Source organism: Kitasatospora sp. NPDC058162 (genome assembly GCF_042884005.1).
Taxonomy (GTDB): domain Bacteria; phylum Actinomycetota; class Actinomycetes; order Streptomycetales; family Streptomycetaceae; genus Kitasatospora.
Genome location: NZ_JBHVUS010000005.1, coordinates 414,087 through 439,475 on the forward strand (window position 1 = coordinate 414,087; position 25,389 = coordinate 439,475).

A 25,389-nucleotide genomic window follows, 5' to 3' on the forward strand; every position below is an offset into this window, starting at 1 on the left:
GGGGCGGATGCTGGGCGGCGTCGCGCACGGCCTGGCGGTCCACCTCGGGCTGCCGGTCCGCTGGGTCCGGCTGGCCTTCGTGCTGCTGTTCTTCGCCCAGGGGATCGGAGCGCTGCTGTACGCGGCGTTCTGGTTCGTGGTGCCGATCGGCATCGGCGAGCCCTCGCAGCGCGGCGGCACGCACTGGGTGAACGTCAACGGCGTCTACGTCCCGACCTCGCCCTGGCTGCGGCCGGGCACCCCGCTGACCAAGCCGGGCGGCGGCGGGTGGGTCGGCCGGCTGCGCGAACTGCTCCAGCACGCGCTCCAGGGCGAGCCGGTCGGCACCGCCCCGGAGGTCGAGGGCGAGGCCGGCGCCCGGCCCGGCGGCCGGACCGGGCAGGGCGGCATCGGCCAGCTCGCCGCCCTGGTCATGGTCGTGATCGGCCTGATCGCGCTGCTGAACGTGCTCGGCTGGCAGACCGCCAAGCCGTACACCTGGCCGCTGCTGGCGATCGGCGTCGGCGTCGCGCTGGTCTGGCGGCAGGCCGACGACTCGCGCTGGCAGCGCTGGTTCGGCATCGAGGAGGGCGAGAAGCGCCGCAGCGCCTACACCCGGGTCGGCGCGGGCGTGCTGCTCGCGGTGGCCGGCACCATCGCGCTGCTCGCCATGCAGGGCAGCGGCTCCACCCTCGGCTCGGTGATCGAGGCCTCGCTCGCGGTGCTGGCCGGCGTGCTGGTGCTGCTCGGCCCGTACGGCCTGCGGCTCTGGCAGGACCTCGGCGCCGAGCGCACCGCCCGCATCCGGGCCCAGGAGCGCGCCGAGATCGCCGCGCACATCCACGACTCGGTGCTGCACACCCTCACCCTGATCCAGCGCCGGGCCGAGGACCCCAAGGAGGTGCTCCGGCTGGCCCGCTCCCAGGAGCGCGAGCTGCGGCTGTGGCTGTACCGCCCGGAGGCCGCCGCCGAGGCCGCACCGGACACCATGGCGGAGACCCTGCGCGCCGCCGTCGCCGAGGTCGAGGACCGGCACGGCGTCCCGGTCGAGCTCGTCATCGTCGGCGACTGCCCGATGGACGAGAAGATCGCGGCACAGATGCAGGCCGCGAGGGAGGCGACCGTCAACGCGGCCAAGTACGGTGGCGGGGGACCGGTCCAGGTCTACGCCGAGGTGGAGGGGAGGACGGTGTCGGTGTTCATCCGCGACCACGGACCCGGCTTCGACCCCGACACGGTGCCCGAGGACCGGATGGGCGTACGGGAGTCGATCATCGGCCGGATGAAGCGGCACGGCGGCACCGCGCGGGTGCGGCCGGCGGCGGGCGGCGGCACCGAGGTCGAGCTGGAGATGGAGAGAACGAATGACTGAGGCAGAGCCGGGGCGCACGGCCAGGGTCGTCCTCGTGGACGACCACCGGATGTTCCGGACGGGGGTCCGGGCCGAGATCGGCCGTACCGACGTGACCGGGATCGACGTGGTGGGCGAGGCCGACGACGTGGACTCGGCGGTCCGGGTGGTCGCCGAGACCAGGCCGGACGTGGTGCTGCTCGACGTCCACCTGCCCGGCGGCGGCGGGGTCGAGGTGCTGCGCCGCTCGGTCGGCGTGATGGGCGAGCAGGGCGGAGTGAAGTTCCTGGCGCTGTCCGTCTCGGACGCCGCCGAGGACGTCATCGGCGTGATCCGCGGCGGCGCCCGCGGCTACGTCACCAAGACCATCACCGGCACCGACCTGGTCGACGCGATCTTCCGGATCGCCGACGGCGACGCCGTCTTCTCGCCCCGGCTGGCCGGCTTCGTCCTGGACGCCTTCGCCGCCACCGACACCCCGCCGGTGGACGAGGACCTGGACCGGCTCACCCAGCGCGAGCGCGAGGTGCTGCGGCTGATCGCCCGCGGCTACGCCTACAAGGAGATCGCCAAGCAGCTCTTCATCTCGGTGAAGACCGTCGAGAGCCACGTCTCCGCCGTCCTGCGCAAGCTGCAGCTCAGCAACCGCCACGAGCTCACCCGCTGGGCCACCGCCCGCCGCCTGGTCTGACGCCTGCCGGCCGAGCCCGCCCGCCCCGGATCCCCCGGGGCGGGCGGGCTTGTCGGTGGGTGGCCATAGACTCGTCATTGCCATGAGTAGCCTCTTTGACGACCTCCCGCTCCCCGGTTTCGAGGCACCCGCCGCCGGGTCGAAGCAGCCCGCCGTGCCCGTCGACACCGCCGACGAGGAGCCCCCGCCGTACGAGGACGAAGTCCCGTACGACGCGTACGAGGAGGCGATCCCGGACGGGCTGTTCCACACCGACCATGCCGCCGAGACCGAGCGGGACGCCTGGTACCGCAACGGCTCCGCGCGCACGGTGGTGGACCCGGCGCAGCTGCTGGAGGGGATGAACGACCCCCAGCGCGAGGCGGTGCTGCACGCCGGCTCGCCGCTGCTGATCGTGGCCGGCGCCGGCTCCGGCAAGACCCGGGTGCTGACCCACCGGATCGCGTACCTGCTGGGTGCCCGCGGGGTGCAGCCGGGCGAGATCCTGGCGATCACCTTCACCAACAAGGCGGCCGGCGAGATGCGCGAGCGCGTCGAGGCGCTGGTCGGCCCGCGCGCCCGGGCGATGTGGGTGTCCACCTTCCACAGCGCCTGCGTGCGGATCCTGCGCCGCGAGTCCAAGGTGCTGGGCTTCACCTCCAGCTTCTCGATCTACGACTCGGCCGACTCCCAGCGGCTGATGTCGCTGGTCTGCCGCGACCTCGACCTGGACCCGAAGCAGTTCCCGCCGAAGTCCTTCACGGCGAAGGTCAGCAACCTCAAGAACGAGCTGATCGACGAGGAGACCTTCGCCGACCAGGCCGCCAACCCGATGGAGAAGAAGCTCGCCGAGGCGTACACGCTCTACCAGCGGCGGCTGCGCGAGGCCAACGCGCTCGACTTCGACGACATCATCATGACGACGGTGAACCTGCTGCAGGCCTTCCCGGACGTCGCCGAGCACTACCGCCGCCGGTTCCGGCACATCCTGGTCGACGAGTACCAGGACACCAACCACGCCCAGTACATGCTGGTCCGCGAGCTGAGCGGGGGCTCCGTCGCCGCCGCGCCCAAGCGCACCGTGGACGGCGAGTTCGTGAACCCGGCCGCCGCGCACCTCGCCGAGGTGCCGCCCGCCGAGCTGTGCGTGGTCGGTGACGCGGACCAGTCGATCTACGCCTTCCGTGGCGCGACCATCCGCAACATCCTCCAGTTCGAGGAGGACTACCCGAACGCGACCACGATCCTGCTGGAGCAGAACTACCGCTCCACCCAGACCATCCTGAGCGCCGCCAACGCCGTCATCGAGCGCAACGCCAACCGGCGGGAGAAAAAGCTCTGGACGGCCGGGGACCACGGCGAGAAGGTGGTCGGCTACGTCGCCGACGACGAGCACGGCGAGGCCCAGTTCATCGCCGACGAGATCGACCGGCTCACCGACAAGGGCGAGGCCAAGCCCGGCGACGTCGCGATCTTCTACCGCACCAACGCGCAGTCCCGGGTGTTCGAGGAGGTGTTCATCCGGGTCGGCCTGCCGTACAAGGTGGTCGGCGGGGTGCGCTTCTACGAGCGCAAGGAGGTCCGGGACGTCCTGGCCTACCTGCGGGTGCTCTCCAACCCGGAGGACACCGTGCCGCTGCGCCGGATCCTCAACGTGCCCAAGCGCGGCATCGGCGAGCGGGCCGAGGCGATGGTCGACGCGCTGGCCGCCCGGGAGCGGATCTCCTTCGCCCAGGCGCTGGTGCGGGTCGACGAGGCGTACGGGATGGCCGCGCGCTCGGCCAACGCGGTCAAGAAGTTCAACGTCCTGATGGCCGGGCTGCGCCAGGTCGTCGAGTCGGGCGCGGGCCCGGCGGCGGTGCTGGAGGCCGTCCTGGAGGAGACCGGCTACCTGGCCGAGCTCCAGGCCTCCACCGACCCGCAGGACGAGACCCGGGTGGAGAACCTCCAGGAACTCGCGTCGGTGGCGCTGGAGTACGAGCAGGACCCGGGCGAGCGGCCGGACGCCGACGAGGAGGGCACCCCGCCGGTCGGCTCGCTGGCCGACTTCCTGGAGCGGGTCGCCCTGGTCGCGGACTCGGACCAGATCCCGGACGACGACGAGGAGGGGCGGGGCGTCATCACGATGATGACCCTGCACACCGCCAAGGGCCTGGAGTTCCCCGTCGTCTTCCTGACCGGCATGGAGGACGGGATCTTCCCGCACATGCGGGCGCTCAACCAGGTCAAGGAACTGGAGGAGGAGCGCCGGCTCGCGTACGTCGGCCTCACCCGGGCCCGCGAGCGGCTCTACCTGACCCGCTCGGTGCTGCGCAGCGCCTGGGGGCAGCCGGCCTACAACCCGGCCTCGCGGTTCCTGGAGGAGATCCCGGAGGCGCTGGTCGAGTGGAAGCGGAAGGGGGCGGCCCAGGCGCCGATCCAGCGCGGCTTCTCCTCGGGCTCGTCCTGGGGCAAGTCCTCGTCCGGGGGCGGGAGTTCGCGCTCCTCGTCCTCGTCGTCCGGCTCGGCCTCGCCGAAGGCGGGCTGGGGGCAGTCGGTGCGGCGCGGCGGCAAGGTGGTGGAGCGCGAGGTCGCCTCGCTCGCCGTCGGCGACCGGGTCAGCCACGACACCTTCGGGCTGGGCACCGTGGTGGGCGTGACGGGCGCCGGCGACAACGCCCAGGCCGAGGTGGACTTCGGCTCGGGCGGCCGCAAGCGGCTGGTGCTGCGCTACGCGCCGGTCGAGAAGCTGTAGTTACCCCGGCTACCTCGGGTCCAGCCCGTTCGCGAGGAACCAGGGCAGCGGGTCGACCGGCCCGCTGCCCGCCGGCCTGATCTCGAAGTGCAGGTGCGGCCCGGTGCTGTTGCCGCTGCTGCCGACGAAGGCGATCACGTCGCCCTGCTTCACCGGCCCCTTGCGGACCTTGTAACTCCGCAGGTGGCAGTACCAGGCCTCGGTGCCGTCCGGCATCTTCAGTATCGACATGTAGCCGTAGAACGGGTTCCACTGCGTCCGCAGCGTTCCGTCGGTGACGGCGTACACCTCCGAGCCGCCGTCCACCGGGAAGTCGATGCCGGTGTGCTTCCTGGCCCAGTGCTCGCCGGAGGCGCCGAACAGCTCGCCCAGGCCGTGCTGGGCGACCGGCATGACCACCTTGGGCTTGACCGGCTCGGGCGTCGGCTGGGCGGTCGGGGTCGCGGTGGGAGCCGTGGTCGGCGTGCCGTCGCCGGGCTGGGCGCCGGTCAGCGGCTGGCGGGCGTCGCCGCGCGAGGCCTGGCTCTGGTCGGTGTGGGCGAGCGCCTGCTGGGCGGTCAGCGGCGCGGCCGTCCGGCCGGCGACGTCGGCCGCCGAGGCCTGCGGCGGCACCCGGTCGGCCTGCTCCTGGACCACCGCGGCGCCCGCCGCCCCGGCGACCCCGAGCGCGGCCACCGAGGGCACCGCGACCCGGAACAGCGCGGCCCGGGTGGCCGCCTTGGCGGCGCCGCGGCGCTGGGCACGGGACTGTTCGCGGGCGGCGAGGCGCAGCTCCGCACGGGTCGGGCGGGCGGCTGCTTCGGGAGCCATCGGGGGCTGCCTCCTCGGTGGGCCTCGGTCACGTCGTCGGGCGAGGTAAACAGGCGTGACTGTAGCCCCACGGTCGACACCCCGGAAAAACCTCCGGTTGTCAAGGGGGCGCACGGGGGGCGCGCCGTGCCCGTACGGAGGACCCTCCGACGGGAGTACTCACTGGTAGCAAGGCCTGGGCCTGTGACTTTGCCCTCCTCTTGGGAGGGGGCTCGGCCAAGTGGGCCGGGTGGCGCTAATCTCCCCTCAGGTCGTTGGTTATCGAGCGTTAACCGCGTCAACCGCGCCCGTGGGCCCACGAGGTCCGGTCGGATGATGGACGACGAGGTCCAGGAGGCAGTGATGAGTGTGTCGGGGCCGATCCGTGTGGTGGTCGCCAAGCCGGGGCTCGACGGTCACGACCGTGGCGCCAAGGTCATCGCGCGCGCCCTGCGCGACGCCGGTATGGAGGTCATCTACACCGGGCTGCACCAGACGCCCGAGCAGGTGGTCGACACCGCGATCCAGGAGGACGCGGACGGCATCGGGCTGTCGATCCTCTCCGGCGCCCACATGACGCTCTGCGCCCGGGTGCTGGAGCTGTTGAAGGAGCGCGACGCGGAGGACATCAAGGTCTTCTGCGGCGGGATCATCCCGGACGAGGACATCGCCGAGCTCAAGGCGATGGGCGTCGCGGACATCTTCACCCCGGGCACGCCCACCCGGGACGTGGTGGCGTGGGTCGAGGCCAACCTGCGGACGGCGGGCTGAACTTCGGTACTTCCGTACTTCGGTACGTCGGTACCCGCTGAGCGGGCCGGTCCGTCGCGGACCGGCCCGCTCGGGCGTGTTCAGGCCCCCGGTGCGGCCGGGCGCAGCTCGTCGAGCATCGCCGCCCGGAAGCGCAGCGTCCCGGCCAGCCGGGCGAAGGTCTCCGACCAGGCGGAGTCGGGCGAGGCCCCGGCGGCCAGCTCCTCCACCGCGGCGGCCGTCTCCGGGGCGAGCGAGCGTTCCGTCATCCCGAGCACCCCGCTGTGGCTCCACGGGTACGCGCCGGAGGCGGCGGCCCGGGCCAGCGCCGTCACCACGGCGGTGGACAGCGGCGGCGTCCACGGGGTGGTGCAGGCGCCGAGCAGTTGGAAGGCCTCGCCCAGGCCGTGCACCTCGATGAAGGCGGCCGTCCAGGCGGCCCGCTCCTCGGGCGGGAGGACGGCCAGCAGCTTCGCCGGGGCGCCCGTGACCCGCGCGCCCCGGGCCCGCCCGGGGCCCCGGACGGGCGGGGCGGGGGCCGGGCCGAGCAGCGCCCGCGCCCAGTCCGCGTCGTGCTGGCGCACGGCGGCGCGCGCCCAGGCCTCTCGCAGGTCGTCGGCCCAGCTGCTGCTGGTCTCGTCCACGCTGTCGCCGACCCGCAGGGCGAGCAGCTGCTCGGGCGTCAGGCCGGTCCCGGCCGGCCAGAGCGACAGCGGCGCGGCGGCCACCACCTCGCCGAACCACCAGGCCCGTTCGCCGCGCCCGGTGGGGGACTTGGGCGCGATGCCGTCGCGCTGCATCCGCTCGTCGCACTCGGCGGGCGGGGTGACCAGCAGGTGGGTGCCGCTGTCGGCGAGCCGGACGGCGGCCTCGGCCCGCTCGGCCATCCGTCCGGCGAGCGCCGAGCCGGGCAGGGTGGAGAGCAGTTCGGCGGCGGTGGCGCGGACGTTCTTGCTGCGGTCGCCCAGGGCGGCCTCCAGGAAGGGCTCGTCGGCGGGGGAGAGGCCGTCCTGGAGGGCGTCCAGGAAGAGCAGCCGGTCCTCGGCGCGCTCGGTGGACCAGGTGCCGCGCAGCAGCTCCAGTCCGGCGGCCGGGTCGCGGCGGCGCAGCAGGGTGAGGTGGGTGACCCGCTCGGCGAACAGGCCCTCGTGCCAGAGCCGGTGGTCGGCGGGGTCGTCCGGCTGCCGGGCCGGCTCGGCGGCGCCGGTGCGCAGCACGAACCGCCAGTCGGGGTTCTGCGCGGCCAACCAGCGGCCCAGCGGGCCGGCCAACGCGACGGCGTCGAAGCGCAGTTCGCTGCGCGCGCGGGCGGCGTCGAGCAGCACGGGTATCAGGGCGGCGGGCGGCCGCAGGCCGGCGTCCCGGGCGGTGGCGAGCCACTGCGGCAGCAGCTCGGCCAGGTTGGCCAGGGTGCCGCCGCCGCTGCCGCCGGTGCGGCCGGCGAGCAGGACGGCCAGTCGGCGGGCGGCGGCCTCGGGCAGCTCCGGGCGCGGGTCCCGGGGTGCGGGCGGCCCGGGCGGCTCGGCGGCCGGTACGGGCAGGGCGCCGGCCCGGCGGCGGACGGTGGCCAGCGCGGCCAGCTCCAGCAGGGCGGTGGCCGGGTCGGAGGGGTCCACGGTGTCGGCGAGCGGCAGGGCGGTGGCCGGGAGCGGGCGCCGGTCGGTGCCGAGCAGGGCGCTGGTCCGCAGCGGCTCCCACGGGTCCTGGGTGATGGTCATCGTCGGTTCTCCTGAAACGTCGGGTTCTCCATGTCCTAGGCGGAGGTGAGGCCGACCGGGCGGTGCTCGGCGGTCCAGGCGGTGACCGGGGCGAAGCCCTGGTGGCCGTACTCGCCGAAGACCGTCAGCGGGCGGCCGGTGGAGACCGCGACCAGCCGCCACAGCGCGGCCTCGGGGACGGCCGAGGGGCGCACCGGGACGGTGTGGTGGCCGTCCGTCAGGTGCCAGCCGTCCGGGGTGCGGACCGGGACGACCCCGGCGAGCACGGTCGGCCAGCTGTCCAGCCACGGGTCGTCGGCCACCGCGGTGCCGTACCCGGCGACCGCCTCGGCGACGGTGAGCCCGGCGGGCGGGGCGGCCGGGCCGGGCCCGGGGGCGCCGTAGCGGGTGCCGAGCGCGGCGCGCAGCGGGCGGGCGCCCGGGTGGTAGGCGAGTTCGGCCTCCAGCAGGTGGCCGGTGGGCAGGGCGAGGTCGGGGGCCTGGCCGGGGCGGCCGAAGGCGAGCAGCAGGGCGGGGCGGCCGGTCTTGGCGCCGCGCAGCCAGACCCGGCGGGTGGTGAGCCGCTCGTCGGCGGTGTCCCGGCTGCCGAGCACCAGCCAGCGGTCCCGGACGGTCGGCCCGGCGAGCACCTCGGCGGCGTCCACGGTGTAGCCGACCCGGGCGCGGACGGTGGCGGCCAGGTCGGGCGGCAGTTCGTCGACCCGGGTGGCGGCGGTGGCGAGCAGGTGCAGCAGTGCGTACTCCTCCAGCAGCCGGTCCTCCGGCAGGGTGTCCAACTCCCGTACCCGGGTGGCGAGTCCGGAGGCCTGGGCGTCGACCATCCGGGCCGCGACCTCCTCCCAGGGGCCGGCCGTGGACTGGTCGGCCAAGCCGTGCCGGATCCGGTCGGCGAGCCGCAGCCGCAGTTCGGCCGCGCCGGCCGCGACCCGGGCGGCGCGCTTCTCGGCCCGGCGGCGGGCGGCCTCCGGGTCGACCGGGGCGCTCGCGCGCTTCTCGGCCCGCTCCTGGCGGGCCCGGAGCCACTCGTCCGCCCAGTCGGCGGGCGGGCCGGCCGGTACGGCCTCGGGGGCGCCGCTCCACAGCAGGAGGAGTCCGAGCGCGTGCTTGCACGGGAACTTCCGGCTGGGGCAGCTGCACTGGTAGGCGGGCGTGGCGAGTTCGATCACGGTGCGGTACGGCGTGCGGCCGCTGCCCCGGCACTCGCCCCACAGGGCGGTGCCGTCGGTGCCCGTCCCGGACCAGGGCGCGGGCGAGGACAGCTTGCCCGCGGCCTTCTGCGACGCGGCGTCAGGGGCCAGGGACAGGACGTGTTCGGTGCTCCAGCGTTCCTCCATGCGACCGACGGTAGGCGGGGGCACTGACAGCGGCTGACGGCCCGTCCGCGGCCCGCCCGCCGCCCGTCCGGCGGTTGTCAGTGCCGCGTTGCAAGGTGGTTCCCACAGGCCGGGACGCCGACCTGGCTCCCCCCGATCACCCTGCCACCGGGGCACCCGTGTACCCGGCGGCCGACCTCAAGGAGCCCCCATGACCGACGTTCTGCGGCAGCACGCCGAGGACGCGTTCGCCGGCGAACTGGCCGCGCTGGCCGCGCAGGACGACCGTCCGCGCCCAGAGCGCTGGAAGCTCTCGCCGTGGGCCGTGGCGACGTACCTGCTCGGCGGCGAACTGCCGGACGGCACCCGGATCACCCCCAAGTACATCGGCCCGCGCCGCGTCGTCGAGGTCGCCGTCACCACCCTGGCGACGGACCGCGCGCTGCTGCTGCTCGGCGTGCCCGGCACCGCGAAGACCTGGGTGTCCGAGCACCTGGCCGCCGCGATCAGCGGCGACTCCACGCTGCTGGTGCAGGGCACCGCGGGCACCCCCGAGGAGGCCGTCCGGTACGGCTGGAACTACGCCCAGCTGCTCACCCACGGCCCCAGCCGGGACGCCCTGGTGCCCTCGCCGCTGATGCGGGCGATGGCGGACGGCAAGCTCGCCCGGATCGAGGAGCTCACCCGCATCCCGGCCGACGTGCAGGACAGCCTGATCACCATCCTGTCCGAGAAGACGCTGCCGGTACCGGAGTTGGGCGGCGAGACCCAGGCCGTGCGCGGCTTCAACGTGATCGCCACCGCCAACGACCGCGACCGCGGCGTCAACGAGCTGTCCAGCGCGCTGCGCCGCCGCTTCAACACCGTGGTGCTGCCGCTGCCCGGCTCGCTGGAGGAGGAGGTGGACATCGTCACCCGCCGGGTCGGCCAGCTCGGCCGCTCCCTCGACCTGCCCGAACTGCCGGGCGGCGCCGAGGAGATCAGGCGCGTGGTGACGGTCTTCCGGGAGCTGCGGGCCGGCCTCACCGTGGACGGCCGGACGAAGGTCAAGACCCCGAGCGGCACCCTCTCCACCGCCGAGGCGATCTCGGTGGTGACCAACGGACTCGCCCTGGCGACCCACTTCGGCGACGGCGTACTGCGCGCCGGGGACGTGACGGCCGGCATCCTCGGCGCGGTCGTCCGCGACCCGGTGGCGGACCGGGCAGTGTGGCGCGAGTACGTCGAAGGGGTGCTGCGCGAGCGCGACGGCTGGAAGGACTTCTACCGCGCGGCCCGCGAGGTGACGGCGTGAGCGAGCGGAGCGAGCGAACCGATGTGAGGTGCCGGTTGCGGGGAGCGCCCGCCGAGCGAAGCGAGGTGGAGGCGTGACCTCGGAGGTCGCCCTGCTGGGCATCCGGCACCACGGCCCCGGGTCGGCCCGGGCGGTGGCCGCCGCGCTGGCGCAGTGGCAGCCGGACGCGGTGCTGATCGAGGGCCCGTCGGAGGCCGACGCCGTGGTCCACCTCGCGGCCGGGAAGGACCTGGTGCCGCCGGTCGCCCTGCTCGCTCACGCGGTGGACGACCCGTCGCGGGCCGCGTTCTGGCCGTACGCCGAGTTCTCCCCGGAGTGGGTGGCGATCCGCCACGCCGTGGACCACGACCTGCCGGTCCGCTTCATCGACCTGCCCGCCGCGTACGGCTTCGCGCCGGCCGCCGGCGAGCAGGCCGCCGAGGAACAGGCCGACGAGCAGGCCGAGAAGCCCGAGGAGACCGCCGCCGACCTGCCCGCCGACCCGCTGGCGCTGCTCGCCGAGGCCGCCGGCCACGACGACCCGGAGCGCTGGTGGGAGGACGTGGTCGAGCACCGCGCCCCGGGCGCGGACGCGCTGGCGCCGTTCGCCGCCGTCGCCGAGGCGATGGCCGCACTGCGCGCCGAGGGGCTCGGCGAGTCCCGCCGGGACGATCTGCGCGAGGCCCACATGCGCCAGCAGATCCGGGCCGCCCGGCGCGCCGGGCACCGCCGGATCGCCGTGGTCTGCGGCGCCTTCCACGTGCCCGCGCTGGCGGCCATGCCCACCGTCGCCCATGACCGGGCGCTGCTCGCGGGGCTGCCGAAGAAGGTGCGCACGGACATCACCTGGATCCCGTGGACGCACCGCCGGCTCTCCCAGGCCGCCGGCTACGGCGCGGGCGTCCAGTCGCCCGGCTGGTACCACCACCTGTTCAGCACCGAGGGCGACCCGGTGCCGCGCTGGCTCACCCGGGCCGCCGAACTGCTGCGCGCCGAGGACCACCCGGTCTCCTCCGCCCACGTGATCGAGGCGGTCCGGCTCGCCGAGACCCTCGCGGTGCTGCGCGGCCGCCCGCTGGCCGGGCTGACCGAGACCCTGGACGCCGTCCGCGCGGTGCTCTGCGAGGGCTCGGACGTCGCCCTGGAACTCGTCCGGGACCGCCTGGTGGTCGGCGACGCGCTCGGCGAGGTGCCGGACGCCGCCCCGGCGGTGCCGCTGCAGCGCGACCTGGCCCGGCTGCAGCGCTCGCTGCGGCTCAAGCCGGAGGCCGCGCCGCGGGACCTCGACCTCGACCTGCGCAAGGACACCGACGCGGCCCGCTCCCGGCTGCTGCACCGGCTGCGGCTGCTGGGCGTCGAGTGGGGCGTGCCGGCCCGTTCGTCGGTCCACTCCACCGGGACCTTCCGGGAGAGCTGGCGGCTGTGCTGGCAGCCGGAGTTCGCGGTCCGGATCGCCGAGGCCGCCCAGTGGGGCACCACGGTGGAGGAGGCCGCCGTCGGCAAGGCGGTCGGCACCGCCCGCGCGGCCGTCGAACTCGCCGAGCTGACCGGCCTGGTGGAGACCTGCCTGCTGGCCGGGCTGTCCGGTGCGCTGCCTGTGGTGATGCGGGTGCTGGCCGACTGCGCGGCCTTGGACACCGACGTCGCGCACCTGGCCGGCGCGCTGCCCGCGCTGGTCCGGGCGCTGCGCTACGGCGACGTGCGCGGCACCGACCACGGTGCGCTGGCCGGGGCCGCGGCGGGACTGGCCGAGCGGGTCTGCGTCGGGCTGCCGCCCGCCTGCGTCGGTCTGGACGCCGAGAGCGCGGCGGCGATGCGGGCCCGGATCGACGAGGTGCACGGCGCGATCGCCCTGCTCGGCCCGGACCCGGCCGCAGACGCCGCGGGCACCGAGGGCCTGGCCGACCGCTGGGCCGCCGCCCTGCGCTCGCTGGCCCGCCGCGAGCCCGCCGGCGGGCCGGCCACCGGCGCCCCCGGCCTGCTGCGCGGCCGCGCCGTCCGGCTGCTGCTGGACGACGGCCGGCTCGACTCCGAGGAGGCCGGCCGCCGACTCCGGCTGGTGCTGTCGGTGGCCAACGCCCCGGCGGACGCGGCCGGTTGGGTCGAGGGCTTCCTCACCGGCGGCGGCGCCCTGCTGCTGCACGACCCCCGGCTGCTCGCCCTGCTGGACGAGTGGCTCAGCGGGGTCGGCGGCGAGGTCTTCACCGACGTCCTGCCGCTGCTGCGGCGCACCTTCGCCGGGCTGGAGGCGGGGGTGCGCACCACCATCGGCGGCCGGGTCGCGGCCGGTCCGCTGGACGCCGCCCCGGCGCCGCCCGAGGCGGTCGGCGCCCTCGACCCGGACCGCGCCGACGCGGCCGTCCCGGTGCTGGCCCTGCTGCTCGGGGTCCGTCCCCGGATCCCCCGCCAGGCCACCGGCCGCGACACCTGACCCCGGCCGGCCCACCCCGACCCATCCGCCGTACCAGGAGGACCCGATGGCAGCGACCCCGACCGACGAACGGCTGCGCCGCTGGCGCCTGGTGCTCGGCGGCGAGGCCGACGGCACCGGCTGCACCCTGCGCGGCCGCGACGCCGCGATGGACGGCGCCCTCGCCGCGCTCTACCGGGGCGCCCCGGAGGAGGGCGCCCGGGCGCCCCGCGGCGGCCGGCGCGGTGCCGGGCTGGGCGGCTCGGCCCCGCAGGTGGCCCGCTGGCTGGGCGACATCCGCGAGTACTTCCCGTCCACCGTCGTCCAGTTGATGCAGCAGGACGCGATCTCCCGGCTCGGCCTGGACCGGCTGCTGCTGGAGCCGGAGATGCTGGAGGCCGTCGAGCCGGACGTGCACCTGGTCGGCACCCTGCTGTCGCTCAAGCACGCGCTGCCCGAGACCACCCGGGAGTCCGCCCGGGCCGTGGTCGGCAAGGTGGTGGCCGACCTGGAGCGCCGGCTGGCCGACCGGACCAGGGCCACCCTGGGCGGCGCCCTGGACCGCAGCGCCCGGGTGAACCGGCCGCGCCACCGGGACATCGACTGGGACCGGACGATCCGGGCCAACCTGAAGAACTACCTGCCCGAGCACGGCACCGTGGTGCCCGAGCGGCTGGTCGGCTACGCCCGCGCCCAGCGCGCGGTGAAGAAGGACGTCATCCTCTGCATCGACCAGTCCGGCTCGATGGCGCCGTCGGTCGTCCACTCGGCGGTGTTCGGCGCGGTGCTCGCCTCGATGCGCAGCCTGGACACCCGGCTGGTCGTCTTCGACACCTCGGTGGTCGACCTCACCGAGCAGCTGACCGACCCGGTGGACGTGCTGTTCGCCACCCAGCTCGGCGGCGGCACCGACATCAACCGGGCGCTCGCCTACTGCCAGTCGAGGATCACCCGGCCGTCCGAGACCGTCGTGGTGCTGATCAGCGACCTGTACGAGGGCGGCATCCGGGACGGCATGCTGCGGCGGGTCGCCGCCATGAAGGCGGCCGGCGTCCAGTTCATCGCGCTGCTCGCGCTCTCCGACGAGGGCGCCCCCGCGTACGACCACGCCCACGCCGCCGCGCTGGCCGCGCTCGGCGCCCCGGCCTTCGCCTGCACCCCGGACGCCTTCCCCGAGATCATGGCGGCGGCGATCGAGAAGCGACCGATCCCGCAGCGGCTGATGAAGGGCGCTGACCAGGGGGTGTGACGACTTCACTCGAACGTGTGAATCACTCGATCGGTGGACCGCGGGGTCAGTCCGACGGCCGGGGGGATATCTGTGACGGTTCTCACCCATGACGGACAGGCCCCGGGCGGAACAGTCCCGTCCCACGGGGATAACCTGCCAGACGGACGTGACGCGCGTGTTGATTGACGTGTGCGCCCGTGGCTGTGTGGGCCGCAAGGCCGTACCTCTGCGTACCCGCACCGCTTCGACGACCCGCAGCGAAGATCCTGCCGTGGCACGCTCGTAGAGACACAATCCGCGACCACGAACAAGGACAAACACGTGGACCTGTTCGAGTACCAGGCGAGGGACCTCTTCGCCAAGCACGGCGTGCCCGTGCTTGACGGCGATGTCATCGAGACCGCCGCAGACGCTGCCGCCATCGCGGAGCGCTTCGGCGGCCGTGCCGTCGTCAAGGCTCAGGTGAAGGTGGGTGGCCGAGGCAAGGCCGGTGGCGTCAAGCTCGCCGCCGACCCGGCCGACGCCGTCGCCAAGGCCGAGCAGATCCTCGGCATGGACATCAAGGGCCACACCGTTCACAAGGTGATGCTGGCCCAGACCGCGGACATCAAGGACGAGTACTACGTCTCGTTCCTGCTGGACCGCACCAACCGCACCTTCCTGGCGATGGCCAGCGTCGAGGGCGGCGTGGAGATCGAGGTCGTCGCCGAGCAGAACCCCGAGGCGCTCGCCAAGATCCCGGTCGACGCCAACGAGGGCTGCACCCCGGAGAAGGCCGCCGAGATCGTCGCCGCGGCGAAGTTCCCGGCCGAGGTCGCCGACCAGGTCGCCGACGTCCTCCAGAAGCTGTGGACCGTCTTCATCAAGGAGGACGCCCTCCTCGTCGAGGTCAACCCGCTGATCAAGTCCGGCGAGGGCAAGATCATCGCGCTCGACGGCAAGGTCTCCCTGGACGAGAACGCCGAGTTCCGTCAGCCCGAGCACGAGGCGCTCGAGGACAAGGCCGCGGCCAACCCGCTGGAGGCCGCTGCCAAGGCCAAGGGCCTGAACTACGTCAAGCTCGACGGCCAGGTCGGCATCATCGGCAACGGCGCGGGCCTCGTCATGAGCACCCTCGACGTGGTCGCCTACGCCGGTGAGAACCACGGCGGCGTCAAGCCCGCCAACTTCCTCGACATCGGTGGCGGCGCCTCCGCCGAGGTCATGGCGAACGGCCTGGAGATCATCCTGGGCGACCCCGACGTCAAGTCGGTCTTCGTCAACGTCTTCGGCGGCATCACCGCCTGTGACGCGGTCGCCAACGGCATCGTGCAGGCCCTCGCGCTCCTCGAGAGCAAGGGCGAGAACGTCAGCAAGCCGCTGGTCGTCCGCCTGGACGGCAACAACGCGGAGCTGGGTCGCAAGATCCTCGACGACGCCAACCACCCGCTGGTCCAGCGCGTGGACACCATGGACGGCGCCGCTGACCGCGCCGCCGAGCTGGCCAACAAGTAAGGAAGGGGACTTAACACCATGGCTATCTTCCTTACCAAGGACAGCAAGGTCATCGTCCAGGGCATGACCGGCGCCGAGGGCATGAAGCACACCCGCCGCATGCTCGCCTCCGGCACCCAGATCGTCGGCGGTGTCAACCCGCGCAAGGCCGGCACCACGGTCGACGTCGACGGCACCGAGATCCCGGTCTTCGGCTCCGTCGCCGAGGCGATGAAGGAGACCGGCGCCGACGTCTCGGTCCTCTTCGTGCCGCCGGCCTTCACCAAGGCCGCCGTCATCGAGGCCATCGACGCCGAGATCGGCCTGGCCGTCGTGATCACCGAGGGCGTCCCGGTGCACGACACCGCCGCCTTCTGGGCATACGCCGGTTCGAAGGGCAACAAGACCCGGATCATCGGCCCGAACTGCCCCGGCCTGATCAGCCCCGGCCAGTCGAACGCCGGCATCATCCCGGCCGACATCACCACCTCGGGCAAGATCGGTCTGGTCTCGAAGTCGGGCACCCTGACCTACCAGCTCATGTACGAGCTGCGCGACATCGGCTTCTCCTCGGCCGTGGGCATCGGCGGTGACCCGGTCATCGGGACCACCCACATCGACGCCCTCAAGGCCTTCCAGGAGGACCCGGAGACCGAGATCATCGTCATGATCGGTGAGATCGGTGGCGACGCCGAGGAGCGTGCCGCGGCCTACATCGCCGAGCACGTCACCAAGCCGGTCGTCGGCTACGTCGCGGGCTTCACCGCCCCCGAGGGCAAGACCATGGGCCACGCCGGCGCCATCGTCTCCGGTTCCTCGGGCACCGCCCAGGCGAAGAAGGAGGCCCTCGAGGCCGCCGGTGTCAAGGTCGGCAAGACGCCGTCCGAGACCGCCCGCCTGGCCCGCGAGATCATCGCCGGCTGACCCAGGTCACCCGCGCGCTGAGCGCCCCCGCCCCCCTGAGGGGCGGGGGCGCTCGTCGTTCCGGCGCCGACCGGCGCGTCAGTGCCCCGGCCCGGTGGAACACGGCAGCGGGGACCAGGCCGGGCAGGCCGCCGGGCCCTGCTGCGGCGGCGGGGCCGCGCCCCGGGCCGCGACCGGCAGCTCCCAGCGCGCGACCGCCTGCGCCTGCGGCTCCGCCACCACCGCCTCCAGCCCCGGCGTCGGACTGCACCACAGGCTGGTGATGCCGTTCGGCGCCCCGCCCGGCAGCAGCGGCACGCCCGGTACCTCCACCTCCGCCGTCGGGGCCGGCACGCAGAGCGCGGGGACGGGCTGCTCCGGCCGGTGGAACAGTGCCGCCGGACGCAGCCCCGCGAGGGTCGCCACCGTCGCCCCGCCCACCGCCACCGTCAGCAGCACCGCGGCGCCCGTCCGGCTCGCCGTCCCCAGCCGGTGCTTGGCCCGCAGCACCGGCACCGGCGCCCGGTGCGGCTCCGGGCAGCCCCGCACCGCGGCCCGGTGCAGCAGCCCGCTCAGCCCGTCCGGGAACCCCGGTGCCTCCGGATCCGGCCCGACCAGCTCGGGCACCCACTGCGCCAGCGCCGCCCGGGCCGCCCACACCCGGCCCTCGGCCGCCGCCAGCGTCGACTCCACCTCCACCGCGACCGCCGCCGCCGGCAGCCCCAGCCCGTCGTGCAGCACCAGCGCCCGGCGCTGCGGCCGCGACAGCCGCCGCAGGGCCTTCAGCAGCGCCTTGTCCCGGTCGGTCAGCCGGTCGTGGTCCGGCAGCACCGACTGCGCCTCGTCGGCCGGCCGCACCCGGATCCGCCGGTGCGGCAGCGTCCACGCGTGCGCCCGCCGGGGCCCGCCCCGGTGCCACGGCGACAGCGCCAGCTCGCAGGCCCGCACCCGCACCCAGCCCTCCGGATCGCCCGACCCGACCACCCCGCCCCAGTCCTGCCGGGCCTCCCCGAACGCCCGCCGCACGCAGTGCACCGCCCGGTGGCGGCAGGCCGTCAGCAGGAACACCTGCTGCACCAGCCGTGTGTGCGCGGCCTCGTACAGCTCCTCGAAGCTCTCGGTCAGGTCCCGCCCGTGGCCCGCCTCGGTGAGGGCGGCGCTGATCCGCTCGCGGGCTTCGGGGGTGGTCCCGGGGTCGGCGTCCGCGGGTTCCCGGAGGTCGGCCGGGGGCGACGTCTGGGGCGGCTCGGGCCGGGCGGGGCGCCGCTGCTCCGGTCTCTCCGGTCTCTCCGGTCTCTCGGGCTTCTCCGGCGCGGAAGCGACTGCGGGAGTGGTAGCGGCGACGGCGGACGGCTTCGGCTGCGGTCCGCGCGCGCCGTCCGCCGGACGGCGGCGCCGGCCCTGCTGGTTGCCCGTCCCGGGCGCCGCCGGGGCGCCGGGTTCGCCGTTCGTGGTGGACCGGCCGGGGCCGGTGCCCACGCCGGGGGAGCGGTGGCGTCGGTCGCCGTCGGTGCCGGGTTTCCCGCCGGTCGGGGTGGTCTTGGTCATGCCGCTGCGTTCTCCCGGGGCTGTGGGGGCCACTCGCGTGCGGTTGCTGTCGGTGGGGGCGGCCGGGGGGCGCCTGCCCGGGCCGGTGGGGGGTGCCGTCCTGATCAGGGCGATGGCGGCGGCTTCGGTGGGGCAGCCGAGTTTGCGCATGGCCCGGTGGAGATAACTGCGGGCGGTCGCGGTGGTGACGCCGAGTGCGGCGGCGGTGTGATCGAGGCCGTGGCCGGCGGCCAGGTGGGCGAGGGCCTGGGTCTCACGGGGGGTCAGCTTCCCCAGCGGGTCGGTGGCGCGGGTGGGTGGCGTGGTCATCAGACGCTCCGGGCCGGGGTGGTGGCGGCTTGGGGGCAGGGTCTGAAAAGGCGCATAAGACAATAATCTGGGACACGGCGGCGGTTTGCCGGTTCACGGAGCATGGCGAGTCGCCTTGGCACCATGAGGCGCATGACGCAGCTGATGGGCCGTCCGCTCCTGGAAGTGTCGGGCGAATTGGGCGGACGCCCGGTGCTGGCCGACCTGTTGGCGGGGGTGCGGACGGCGCTGGTCGGTCTCGCGGTGGTCGGGGTGCCGGTGCTCGGGCTCTGGGTGGCGACGCCGTACGCGGATTCCGACGCCGCCGGTGCCACCCGGTTGGCGGGTGCGCTCTGGCTGCTCGGGCACGGCGCGCCGGTGCTGCGCGGCGCCGCGGACGCCCCGCTGACGGTCACTCCGCTGTTGCTCGGTGCCCTGGCCGTGCTGCGGCTGTACCGGGCGGGCGCCGCGGTGGCGGCGCGGCGGGGGCTGCGTTCGCGCTGGGGCGGCCCGCTGGCGCTGTGGGCGGGGTACTGCGCGGTGGCGGTCGCGGTCGCGCTGCACTGCGCGGGCCCCGGGCTGTTCCACAGCCGGGTGCTGCCGGACCTGCTGGTGGTGGGCCTGCTGGCCGCGCTGGCGACGGCGGCGGGCGTACGGTCCGTCGGTCCGTCGGGGATCGACGCCGAGCCGCTGTTCGACCGGCTCCCGCCGGGCTGGCGGCCGACCGGCGGTACGTCCGTGGTGGTCCGGGCGGCGGGTGCGGCCGGGGCGGGCCTGGTCGCGGCGGGCGGGGTGCTGGTGGCGGTGGCGGCGGTACTGGACGCGGTGGTCGGCGGCGGGCGCGGGACGGCGCTGCTCGGGGGCGGGCCCGCCGCGCTGGTCGGGCTGCTGCTGGTCACCGTGGCGCTGCTGCCGAACACGGTGCTGTGGGGCGCCGCGTACGCGCTGGGCCCGGGCTTCGAGGTCGGCGCCGGGTCGCTGGTGTCGCCGGGCGGGACGCGGCTCGGCCCGGTGCCGGACTTCCCGCTGTTCGCCCTGCTGCCCCAGGAGGGCCCGGGCGGCTGGCGGCTGGCGGCGCTGCTGCTGCCGCTGCTGGCGGGGCTGGTGCCCGCGGTCCTGCTGGGCCGCGCGGCGGCGGGCGGCCGGGGTGCGGCGGACGGCGCCGAGCCGTGGCCGCCCGCGGCGACGGCGACGGCGGCCCTGGCGGCCGCGCTGCTGGTCGGTGCCGGGGCGGCGGTGCTGGGCTGGCTGTCCGGCGGGGCGCTGGCGGCCGAGCGGATGGCCCGGCTGGGGCCGGTGCCGTGGTGGACGGGCCTGGCGGCGGCGGGCTGGCTCGCCCTGGTGGCGGTGCCGGGCGCCCTGCTGGTCCGGTACCGCGTGCTCGGCCCCGCGGCGGCCGGGGGCCGGGCCGGGGATCCGGTCGACGGTCCGGCCGGGGATCCGGTCGAGGACCCGTCCGGGGCGGCGGGCCCGGCCGGGGCCCCGGCGGCCGGGCGGGGCGCGTACGCCCGGCTCGCGATCCGTACGCACCGGAGCGTCCTGCGGCTGCGCGCCGGGGCTTACGTCCTGGTGCTGTGGCTGTCCGGTCGGCGCCCCGCCGACTGACCCGCTGACCGGGCCGAGCCGGACTGTCCCGCTACTCCGCGTTCCCGCTGAAGTCCACGTACCACTGCGGCGCGTACCGGTCGCAGTTCTCGGCGCCGACGTTGGTCAGCGAGTCCCGCACGCAGGTCATGTAGTCCCGGTAGTGGATGCTCAGCCCGATCACCGAGGTGGCGACCACGACGGTCATCGCGCCGGTGAGGATCCCGGCGAGCGCGGCCGGGGTGAGCGGGTTCGGGGCCGGGGCGCCGACCGGGCCGCCCAGGGCCACGGCCGGCGCCGGGGCGGTCGAGGGCCGCTTGGCCCGGAGCGCGCCGACGCCCCAGGCGATGCCGAGCAGCCCGACCAGCAGCGCGATCCAGTGGAAGCCCGCGAACAGGCAGACCAGCGCGAAGGGTCCGGCCAGCGCGGCGTTGCGGGCCTTGCGGTGGGCCGGGTCGGTCGGGTCCAGCCGGGGCGGCGGCGGGGCCTGCGGGCGACGGCCGGGGCCGCCCTCGCCGGGGCCCTGCCCCCACTGCGGCGGGAACGGCGGGCGGTCACCGTGCTGCTCGCCGCCCGGGCCGCCGGCCTGGCCGCCGTTGCCGTCCTGGCCCTGGCCGGGCCAGGGGCTGCGCGGCCGCCACGGCTGGTCCGGGGCGTCCGCGGGCGGCGGCGCGAAGGGGTTGCGCTCGTCGGGGTCGTCGCCGCTGCTCATGGGTTCAGCCGTTCCTTCTCGGTCGGGGCTCGTGCGGAGGGTCGCGCCCGCGGGCGGTCTCCTCCGCCCCAATGATCCCGCAAGCGTTCGAGCGCCCGTCGGGGGCCTGCCCGCACCGGTGCGGGCGGTGCGCAACTCCGGTGCGGCGGGCCCGAGGAGATCCCCGTCTCAACTACGCGCGTAGCGCCGCAGGCGGGGTGTGGGGGCCCTCCGACCAGCCGTTATCGTGGTGACGGTCAGCAGCTCCCAGGGGTTCCCCGGGGCCCGCGTCGCGGCGGGTTCTCCTGGTGTTCCCCCTCGCTCGACCTGCCGTTCGTAGTGGCCCCACCGCCGGTGGACGTACCAGCGGGCGGCGCCCGACCTACGGAGAATCGCGCAGTGGCCGCCGCCCCCGCCCAGCTCTTCCCGCCCCGTACGCCCGGACCGGCCCGCCTGGTGGTGCTGGTCTCCGGCTCCGGCACCAACCTCCAGTCGCTGATCGACGCCGTCGCCGACCCGGCGTACGGTGCCGAGATCCTGGCCGTGGGCGCGGACCGCGACGGGATCGCCGGCCTGGAGCGCGCCGAGCGGGCGGGCCTGCCGACCTTCGTCCACCGGGTGAAGGACTTCCCGGACCGCGCCGCCTGGGACCGCGCGCTGACCGCCTCCGTCGCCGCCCACCAGCCCGACCTGGTGGTCACGGCCGGCTTCATGAAGATCCTCGGCCCCGAGTTCATCGCGGCCTTCGCGGGTCGGATCGTCAACACCCACCCCGCACTGCTGCCGTCCTTCCCCGGCGCCCACGGCGTCACCGACGCGCTGGCGTACGGGGTGAAGGTCACCGGCTGCACCGTCCACCTGGTCGACGCCGGTGTGGACACCGGGCCGATCATCGCGCAGGGCGTCGTCGAGGTGCTCGACGCGGACCACGCCGATGGCGGCGACGCGCTGCACGAGCGCATCAAGACTGTCGAGCGCAAGCTGCTCGTCGACGTCGTGGGCCGGCTGGCCCGCGAAGGTCACCGCATCGAGGACCGAAAGGTATGGATCCCGGCATGAGTGCCAGCTCCACCACCCCCCCTGTCTCCGAGAACATCCGTCCGATCCGTCGTGCGCTGATCAGCGTGTACGACAAGACCGGTCTGGAGGAGCTGGCCCAGGGCCTGCACGCCGCCGGGGTCGCCATCGTCTCCACCGGCTCCACCGCGGGCCGGATCGCCGCCGCCGGCGTCCCGGTGACCGAGGTCTCCGAGCTGACCGGCTTCCCGGAGTGCCTGGACGGGCGCGTGAAGACGCTGCACCCCCGCGTGCACGCCGGCGTGCTCGCCGACCTGCGCCTGGAGTCGCACCGCGCGCAGCTGGCCGAGCTCGGCGTCGAGCCCTTCGACCTGGTCGTGGTGAACCTCTACCCGTTCAAGGCCACCGTCGCCTCGGGCGCCACCCCGGACGAGTGCGTCGAGCAGATCGACATCGGCGGCCCGAGCATGGTCCGCGCCGCCGCCAAGAACCACCCCTCGGTGGCCGTCGTGGTCGACCCGGCCCGCTACGCCGACGTGCTGACCGCCGCCCGCGAGGGCGGCTTCGACCTGGCCACCCGCAAGCGCCTGGCCGGTGCCGCGTTCGCCCACACCGCCGCCTACGACGTGGCCGTCGCCTCCTGGTTCGAGGCCGGCTACGCCCCCAGCGACGAGCGTTTCCCCGAGTTCCTGGGCGCCACCTGGGAGCGGCAGAACGTGCTGCGCTACGGCGAGAACCCGCACCAGGGCGCCGCGCTGTACAGCGACGGCCCGGGCGGCCTGGCCGGTGCGCAGCAGCTGCACGGCAAGGAGATGTCGTACAACAACTACGTCGACACCGACGCCGCCCGCCGCGCCGCGTACGACCACGCCGAGCCGGCCGTCGCGATCATCAAGCACGCCAACCCGTGCGGCATCGCGACCGGCGCCGACGTCGTCGAGGCGCACCGCAGGGCGCACGAGTGCGACCCGGTCTCCGCGTACGGCGGCGTGATCGCGGTCAACCGCCCGGTCACCGTCGAGCTGGCCGAGCAGATCGCCCCGATCTTCACCGAGGTCGTCGTGGCCCCCGGCTACGAGGACGGCGCGGTCGAGGTGCTGGCCCGCAAGAAGAACCTGCGGGTGCTGGTCGCCCCCGGGGCCCCGGCCAACCGCCAGGAGGTCCGCCCGATCTCCGGCGGCGTGCTGCTCCAGGACGCCGACCGGGTGCAGGCCGAGGGCGACGACCCGGCGAACTGGACGCTGGCCACCGGCGAGGCGCTCTCCGCGGCCGAGCTGGCCGAGCTGGCCTTCGCCTGGCGGGCCTGCCGGGCCGTCAAGTCCAACGCGATCCTGCTGGCCAAGGACGGCGCCTCGGTCGGCGTCGGCATGGGCCAGGTCAACCGGGTCGACTCCTGCAAGCTCGCGGTCGAGCGGGCCGGCGAGCGGGCCAAGGGCTCGTACGCCGCCTCGGACGCCTTCTTCCCGTTCCCGGACGGCCCGGAGATCCTGATCGCCGCGGGCGTGAAGGCGATCGTCCAGCCGGGCGGTTCGATCCGTGACGAGCAGGTCGTCGAGGCCGCCCAGAAGGCCGGCGTGACGATGTACTTCACCGGCGCGCGCCACTTCTTCCACTGAGCGGCACGAAGCGGCCCGGTCCCCTCGGTAGGGGGCCGGGCCGCTTCGTCGTGGTCGTGCCGGGTGCTCAGTAGCGCGGCCGGTTGAACCAGCCGGAGCCCTCCTGGGTGCACATGGCGGTGATCCAGATGATGCTGATGGCCAGCCACAGACCGGCCATCACATAGCCGATGGCGGTGCCCGCGGTGACGGCGCCCGCGAGGATCAGCAGGCCGACCAGGCAGCCGAGCGAGCCGTACACGATGGTCGTGATGCGGACGTTGTTGCCGCCCTTGCCGAACTTCGCGCCGAGCGTGATGGACAGCGCGGCGAACAGCGCGAGCAGGATCGCGACGACGATCAGGATGCCGGCGGCGGCGTCGCCGATGGCGGTGAACGGGTTGTCGCTGGTGGTCGCCTTGGCGGTGTTGGTGACGTCCTTGGCGGCCGCACCGATGAGCAGGTAGATGATCGCGAGGATCGTCTGCACGCCGCCCACGATGAACAGCAGCACCCGGGCGGTCATCACCAGGCCCGGCATGGACTGCGGCACGGCCGGCGCGTAGCCGTAACCCGGGGCGGCCTGCGGCGGGTAGCCGTAGCCCGGCGCGGGCTGCGGCGGGGCCTGCTGCGGGTAGCCGTAGCCCGGGGCGGGCGGCTGCTGGCCGTACGGGTTGTTCGGGTCGGGCGGGTAACTCATGGCTGCCTCCGGGCAGTTGGGAACGCGGGGACGGGATGCGGAGGGCCCGATTGCGGCCGGCGAGTCGGGTCGCCGACGGAACGGGACGCTATCGGAGCGCGGTGACAGCCCGGCGGCGGTGACGGGCGCGGCCGGCTCAGTGCTGTGACGGGGGAGTGATCGAACGCCGGGACGGGCACGGCGCGGTGAGGGCGCCGTGGCGGTCGGGCTGCGCGGTGTGCTGTGGTCGGATCACTGGCTCTTTCCCCCGGGTACGCCCTGCTGCGGGACCCGTCGGCCCGTCACCGGGCCGGGTCGCGGCAGGGGATGCCCGCATATCGTCAACCGGACGGCAGCGCGCTGTCCAGCCGGTTGTGGGCGTGGTGCGAAGACTGTGGCGCAACCGCAACGTGGTGCGACCTTCCGTACCCGTCCGGTCGCCTGACCGGGCAAGGGCCGCGCCGGGCCGCCCGGCGCGACGGGGCCCGGTACGGGGGGCGGCCGCGATCCGGGAGAATGGGGTCATGACTGCCCAGATTCTCGATGGCAAGGCCACCGCCGCCGCGATCAAGTCCGAACTCGCCGCCCGCGTGGCGGCCCTCAAGGCGAAGGGCGTCACGCCCGGCCTCGGCACCGTCCTGGTCGGCGACGACCCGGGCAGCCGCTGGTACGTGAACGGCAAGCACAAGGACTGCGCCGAGGTCGGCATCGCCTCGATCCAGCGCGAGCTGCCCGCCACCGCCACCCAGGAGGACGTCGAGAACGTCGTCCGCGAGCTCAACGCCGACCCGACCTGCACCGGCTACATCGTCCAGCTGCCGCTGCCCAAGGGCCTGGACCAGAACCCGGTCCTGGAGCTGATGGACCCGGACAAGGACGCCGACGGCCTGCACCCGACCTCGCTCGGCCGCCTGGCGCTGGGCATCGACGGCCCGCTGCCGTGCACCCCGCTGGGCATCGTCGAGCTGCTGCGCCGCCACCAGGTCGAGATCGACGGCGCCGAGGTGGTCGTGGTCGGCCGCGGCATCACCGTCGGCCGCTCGATCGGCCTGCTGCTGACCCGCCGCAGCGAGAACGCCACCGTCACCCTGTGCCACACCGGCACCCGGGACCTCGGCGCGCACCTGCGCAAGGCCGACATCATCGTGGCCGCCGCGGGCGTGCCGCACCTGGTCAAGCCGGAGGACGTCAAGGCGGGCGCCGCGGTGCTCGACGTCGGCGTCAGCCGCAGCGAGGGCAAGATCGTCGGCGACGTCCACCCGGGCGTGGCCGAGGTGGCCGGCTGGATCTCCCCGAACCCCGGCGGCGTGGGCCCGATGACCCGCGCGATGCTGCTCAACAACATCGTCGAGGCGGCCGAGCGCCGCGCCGGCGTCTGACCCCCGAGGGACGG

General features: G+C 74.9%; 19 protein-coding genes. 13 read left to right on the forward strand and 6 right to left on the reverse strand.

The annotated features are described in order from the left end of the window. Positions 1 to 7 precede the first annotated feature (7 nt). The 3 genes from ACFVXG_RS13535 (at position 8) to pcrA (ending at position 4,734) form a co-directional block, all read left to right on the forward strand. Positions 8 to 1,351 carry a PspC domain-containing protein gene (locus ACFVXG_RS13535; protein ID WP_387927163.1) on the forward strand — a complete coding sequence of 448 codons (1,344 nt, stop codon included), beginning with the start codon at positions 8 to 10 and terminating at the stop codon, positions 1,349 to 1,351. Next, a complete protein-coding gene (locus ACFVXG_RS13540) occupies positions 1,344 to 2,021 on the forward strand; it encodes a response regulator transcription factor (protein ID WP_350503523.1) in 678 nt (225 codons plus the stop codon). The genes ACFVXG_RS13535 and ACFVXG_RS13540 overlap by 8 nt, the downstream gene beginning before the upstream one ends. Positions 2,022 to 2,103: 82 nt before the next feature. Continuing rightward, the gene (gene pcrA / locus ACFVXG_RS13545) at positions 2,104 to 4,734 is read left to right on the forward strand and encodes a DNA helicase PcrA (protein ID WP_387927075.1); all 2,631 of its coding nucleotides are present in this window, start codon (positions 2,104 to 2,106) and stop codon (positions 4,732 to 4,734) included. Positions 4,735 to 4,743: 9 nt separating this feature from the next. On the opposite strand, the gene ACFVXG_RS13550 is transcribed toward pcrA, so the two are convergent. Continuing rightward, entirely contained in the window at positions 4,744 to 5,544 is an 801-nt protein-coding gene (locus ACFVXG_RS13550; protein ID WP_387927077.1) for a M23 family metallopeptidase, read from the reverse strand. Between the two features lie 342 nt (positions 5,545 to 5,886). On the opposite strand from ACFVXG_RS13550, the gene ACFVXG_RS13555 reads away from it, so the two are divergent. Next, complete coding sequence (locus tag ACFVXG_RS13555; RefSeq protein ID WP_350511272.1) at positions 5,887 to 6,294, forward strand: cobalamin B12-binding domain-containing protein; 408 nt, start codon at positions 5,887 to 5,889, stop codon at positions 6,292 to 6,294. Positions 6,295 to 6,374: 80 nt separating this feature from the next. On the opposite strand, the gene ACFVXG_RS13560 is transcribed toward ACFVXG_RS13555, so the two are convergent. Continuing rightward, on the reverse strand, positions 6,375 to 7,991 hold the full coding sequence (locus tag ACFVXG_RS13560) for a DUF5691 domain-containing protein (protein ID WP_387927079.1): 1,617 nt from the start codon (positions 7,989 to 7,991) through the stop codon (positions 6,375 to 6,377). A 35-nt stretch (positions 7,992 to 8,026) separates the two neighbouring features. Beyond that, complete coding sequence (locus tag ACFVXG_RS13565) at positions 8,027 to 9,325, reverse strand: SWIM zinc finger family protein (RefSeq protein WP_387927081.1); 1,299 nt, start codon at positions 9,323 to 9,325, stop codon at positions 8,027 to 8,029. Positions 9,326 to 9,515: 190 nt separating this feature from the next. On the opposite strand from ACFVXG_RS13565, the gene ACFVXG_RS13570 reads away from it, so the two are divergent. The 5 genes from ACFVXG_RS13570 to sucD all read left to right on the forward strand — a co-directional run bounded on the left by ACFVXG_RS13570 (position 9,516) and on the right by sucD (position 16,615). Then, positions 9,516 to 10,598 (forward strand): AAA family ATPase, encoded by a 1,083-nt coding sequence (locus ACFVXG_RS13570; RefSeq protein ID WP_387927083.1) that lies wholly within the window; start codon positions 9,516 to 9,518, stop codon positions 10,596 to 10,598. Between the two features lie 73 nt (positions 10,599 to 10,671). Next, entirely contained in the window at positions 10,672 to 13,008 is a 2,337-nt protein-coding gene (locus tag ACFVXG_RS13575; protein WP_387927085.1) for a DUF5682 family protein, read from the forward strand. Positions 13,009 to 13,054: 46 nt separating this feature from the next. After that, positions 13,055 to 14,236, forward strand: a complete 1,182-nt coding sequence (locus tag ACFVXG_RS13580) for a VWA domain-containing protein (RefSeq protein WP_387927087.1) — start codon at positions 13,055 to 13,057, stop codon at positions 14,234 to 14,236. 303 nt (positions 14,237 to 14,539) lie between these two features. Next, positions 14,540 to 15,712 (forward strand): ADP-forming succinate--CoA ligase subunit beta, encoded by a 1,173-nt coding sequence (gene sucC, locus ACFVXG_RS13585; RefSeq protein WP_387927088.1) that lies wholly within the window; start codon positions 14,540 to 14,542, stop codon positions 15,710 to 15,712. Between the two features lie 18 nt (positions 15,713 to 15,730). Then, positions 15,731 to 16,615: a succinate--CoA ligase subunit alpha gene (gene sucD / locus ACFVXG_RS13590; protein WP_350503513.1), complete on the forward strand. Its 885-nt coding sequence runs from the start codon at positions 15,731 to 15,733 to the stop codon at positions 16,613 to 16,615. Between the two features lie 78 nt (positions 16,616 to 16,693). On the opposite strand, the gene ACFVXG_RS13595 is transcribed toward sucD, so the two are convergent. Then, complete coding sequence (locus tag ACFVXG_RS13595; RefSeq protein WP_387927091.1) at positions 16,694 to 18,451, reverse strand: LuxR C-terminal-related transcriptional regulator; 1,758 nt, start codon at positions 18,449 to 18,451, stop codon at positions 16,694 to 16,696. Between the two features lie 132 nt (positions 18,452 to 18,583). Here ACFVXG_RS13595 and ACFVXG_RS13600 point away from each other — a divergent pair, with 132 nt between their 5' ends. Continuing rightward, positions 18,584 to 20,035, forward strand: a complete 1,452-nt coding sequence (locus ACFVXG_RS13600; RefSeq protein ID WP_387927092.1) for a DUF6350 family protein — start codon at positions 18,584 to 18,586, stop codon at positions 20,033 to 20,035. A 31-nt stretch (positions 20,036 to 20,066) separates the two neighbouring features. Here the strand turns inward: ACFVXG_RS13600 and ACFVXG_RS13605 are convergent, their stop codons facing one another. Continuing rightward, positions 20,067 to 20,726 carry a hypothetical protein gene (locus ACFVXG_RS13605; protein WP_387927094.1) on the reverse strand — a complete coding sequence of 220 codons (660 nt, stop codon included), beginning with the start codon at positions 20,724 to 20,726 and terminating at the stop codon, positions 20,067 to 20,069. A gap of 378 nt (positions 20,727 to 21,104) precedes the next feature. Here ACFVXG_RS13605 and purN point away from each other — a divergent pair, with 378 nt between their 5' ends. Together purN and purH are read left to right on the forward strand one after the other, a co-directional pair. After that, the gene (gene purN / locus ACFVXG_RS13610; protein ID WP_387927096.1) at positions 21,105 to 21,764 is read left to right on the forward strand and encodes a phosphoribosylglycinamide formyltransferase; all 660 of its coding nucleotides are present in this window, start codon (positions 21,105 to 21,107) and stop codon (positions 21,762 to 21,764) included. Further along, positions 21,761 to 23,338 carry a bifunctional phosphoribosylaminoimidazolecarboxamide formyltransferase/IMP cyclohydrolase gene (gene purH, locus ACFVXG_RS13615; RefSeq protein WP_387927098.1) on the forward strand — a complete coding sequence of 526 codons (1,578 nt, stop codon included), beginning with the start codon at positions 21,761 to 21,763 and terminating at the stop codon, positions 23,336 to 23,338. The genes purN and purH overlap by 4 nt, the downstream gene beginning before the upstream one ends. Before the next feature lie 67 nt (positions 23,339 to 23,405). Here the strand turns inward: purH and ACFVXG_RS13620 are convergent, their stop codons facing one another. Then, positions 23,406 to 24,017 (reverse strand): hypothetical protein, encoded by a 612-nt coding sequence (locus ACFVXG_RS13620; protein ID WP_387927099.1) that lies wholly within the window; start codon positions 24,015 to 24,017, stop codon positions 23,406 to 23,408. A gap of 503 nt (positions 24,018 to 24,520) precedes the next feature. Here ACFVXG_RS13620 and ACFVXG_RS13625 point away from each other — a divergent pair. Then, positions 24,521 to 25,375, forward strand: coding sequence for a bifunctional methylenetetrahydrofolate dehydrogenase/methenyltetrahydrofolate cyclohydrolase (locus ACFVXG_RS13625; RefSeq protein WP_387927101.1), 855 nt, complete (start codon positions 24,521 to 24,523; stop codon positions 25,373 to 25,375). Positions 25,376 to 25,389 lie beyond the last annotated feature (14 nt).

Excerpts from the sequence above, each read along its gene's own strand:
- ACFVXG_RS13580 (WP_387927087.1), top strand. The coding sequence starts at position 13,055 with ATGGCAGCGACCCCGACCGACGAACGGCTGCGCCGCTGGCGCCTGGTG.
- ACFVXG_RS13535 (WP_387927163.1), top strand. The coding sequence starts at position 8 with ATGCTGGGCGGCGTCGCGCACGGCCTGGCGGTCCACCTCGGGCTGCCG.
- ACFVXG_RS13595 (WP_387927091.1), bottom strand. The coding sequence starts at position 18,451 with ATGACCACGCCACCCACCCGCGCCACCGACCCGCTGGGGAAGCTGACC.
- ACFVXG_RS13550 (WP_387927077.1), bottom strand. The coding sequence starts at position 5,544 with ATGGCTCCCGAAGCAGCCGCCCGCCCGACCCGTGCGGAGCTGCGCCTC.
- ACFVXG_RS13620 (WP_387927099.1), bottom strand. The coding sequence starts at position 24,017 with ATGAGTTACCCGCCCGACCCGAACAACCCGTACGGCCAGCAGCCGCCC.
- ACFVXG_RS13600 (WP_387927092.1), top strand. The coding sequence starts at position 18,584 with ATGACGCAGCTGATGGGCCGTCCGCTCCTGGAAGTGTCGGGCGAATTG.
- ACFVXG_RS13540 (WP_350503523.1), top strand. The coding sequence starts at position 1,344 with ATGACTGAGGCAGAGCCGGGGCGCACGGCCAGGGTCGTCCTCGTGGAC.
- ACFVXG_RS13565 (WP_387927081.1), bottom strand. The coding sequence starts at position 9,325 with ATGGAGGAACGCTGGAGCACCGAACACGTCCTGTCCCTGGCCCCTGAC.
- sucD (WP_350503513.1), top strand. The coding sequence starts at position 15,731 with ATGGCTATCTTCCTTACCAAGGACAGCAAGGTCATCGTCCAGGGCATG.
- ACFVXG_RS13570 (WP_387927083.1), top strand. The coding sequence starts at position 9,516 with ATGACCGACGTTCTGCGGCAGCACGCCGAGGACGCGTTCGCCGGCGAA.
- ACFVXG_RS13605 (WP_387927094.1), bottom strand. The coding sequence starts at position 20,726 with ATGAGCAGCGGCGACGACCCCGACGAGCGCAACCCCTTCGCGCCGCCG.
- ACFVXG_RS13625 (WP_387927101.1), top strand. The coding sequence starts at position 24,521 with ATGACTGCCCAGATTCTCGATGGCAAGGCCACCGCCGCCGCGATCAAG.
- ACFVXG_RS13555 (WP_350511272.1), top strand. The coding sequence starts at position 5,887 with ATGAGTGTGTCGGGGCCGATCCGTGTGGTGGTCGCCAAGCCGGGGCTC.
- purH (WP_387927098.1), top strand. The coding sequence starts at position 21,761 with ATGAGTGCCAGCTCCACCACCCCCCCTGTCTCCGAGAACATCCGTCCG.
- pcrA (WP_387927075.1), top strand. The coding sequence starts at position 2,104 with ATGAGTAGCCTCTTTGACGACCTCCCGCTCCCCGGTTTCGAGGCACCC.
- ACFVXG_RS13560 (WP_387927079.1), bottom strand. The coding sequence starts at position 7,991 with ATGACCATCACCCAGGACCCGTGGGAGCCGCTGCGGACCAGCGCCCTG.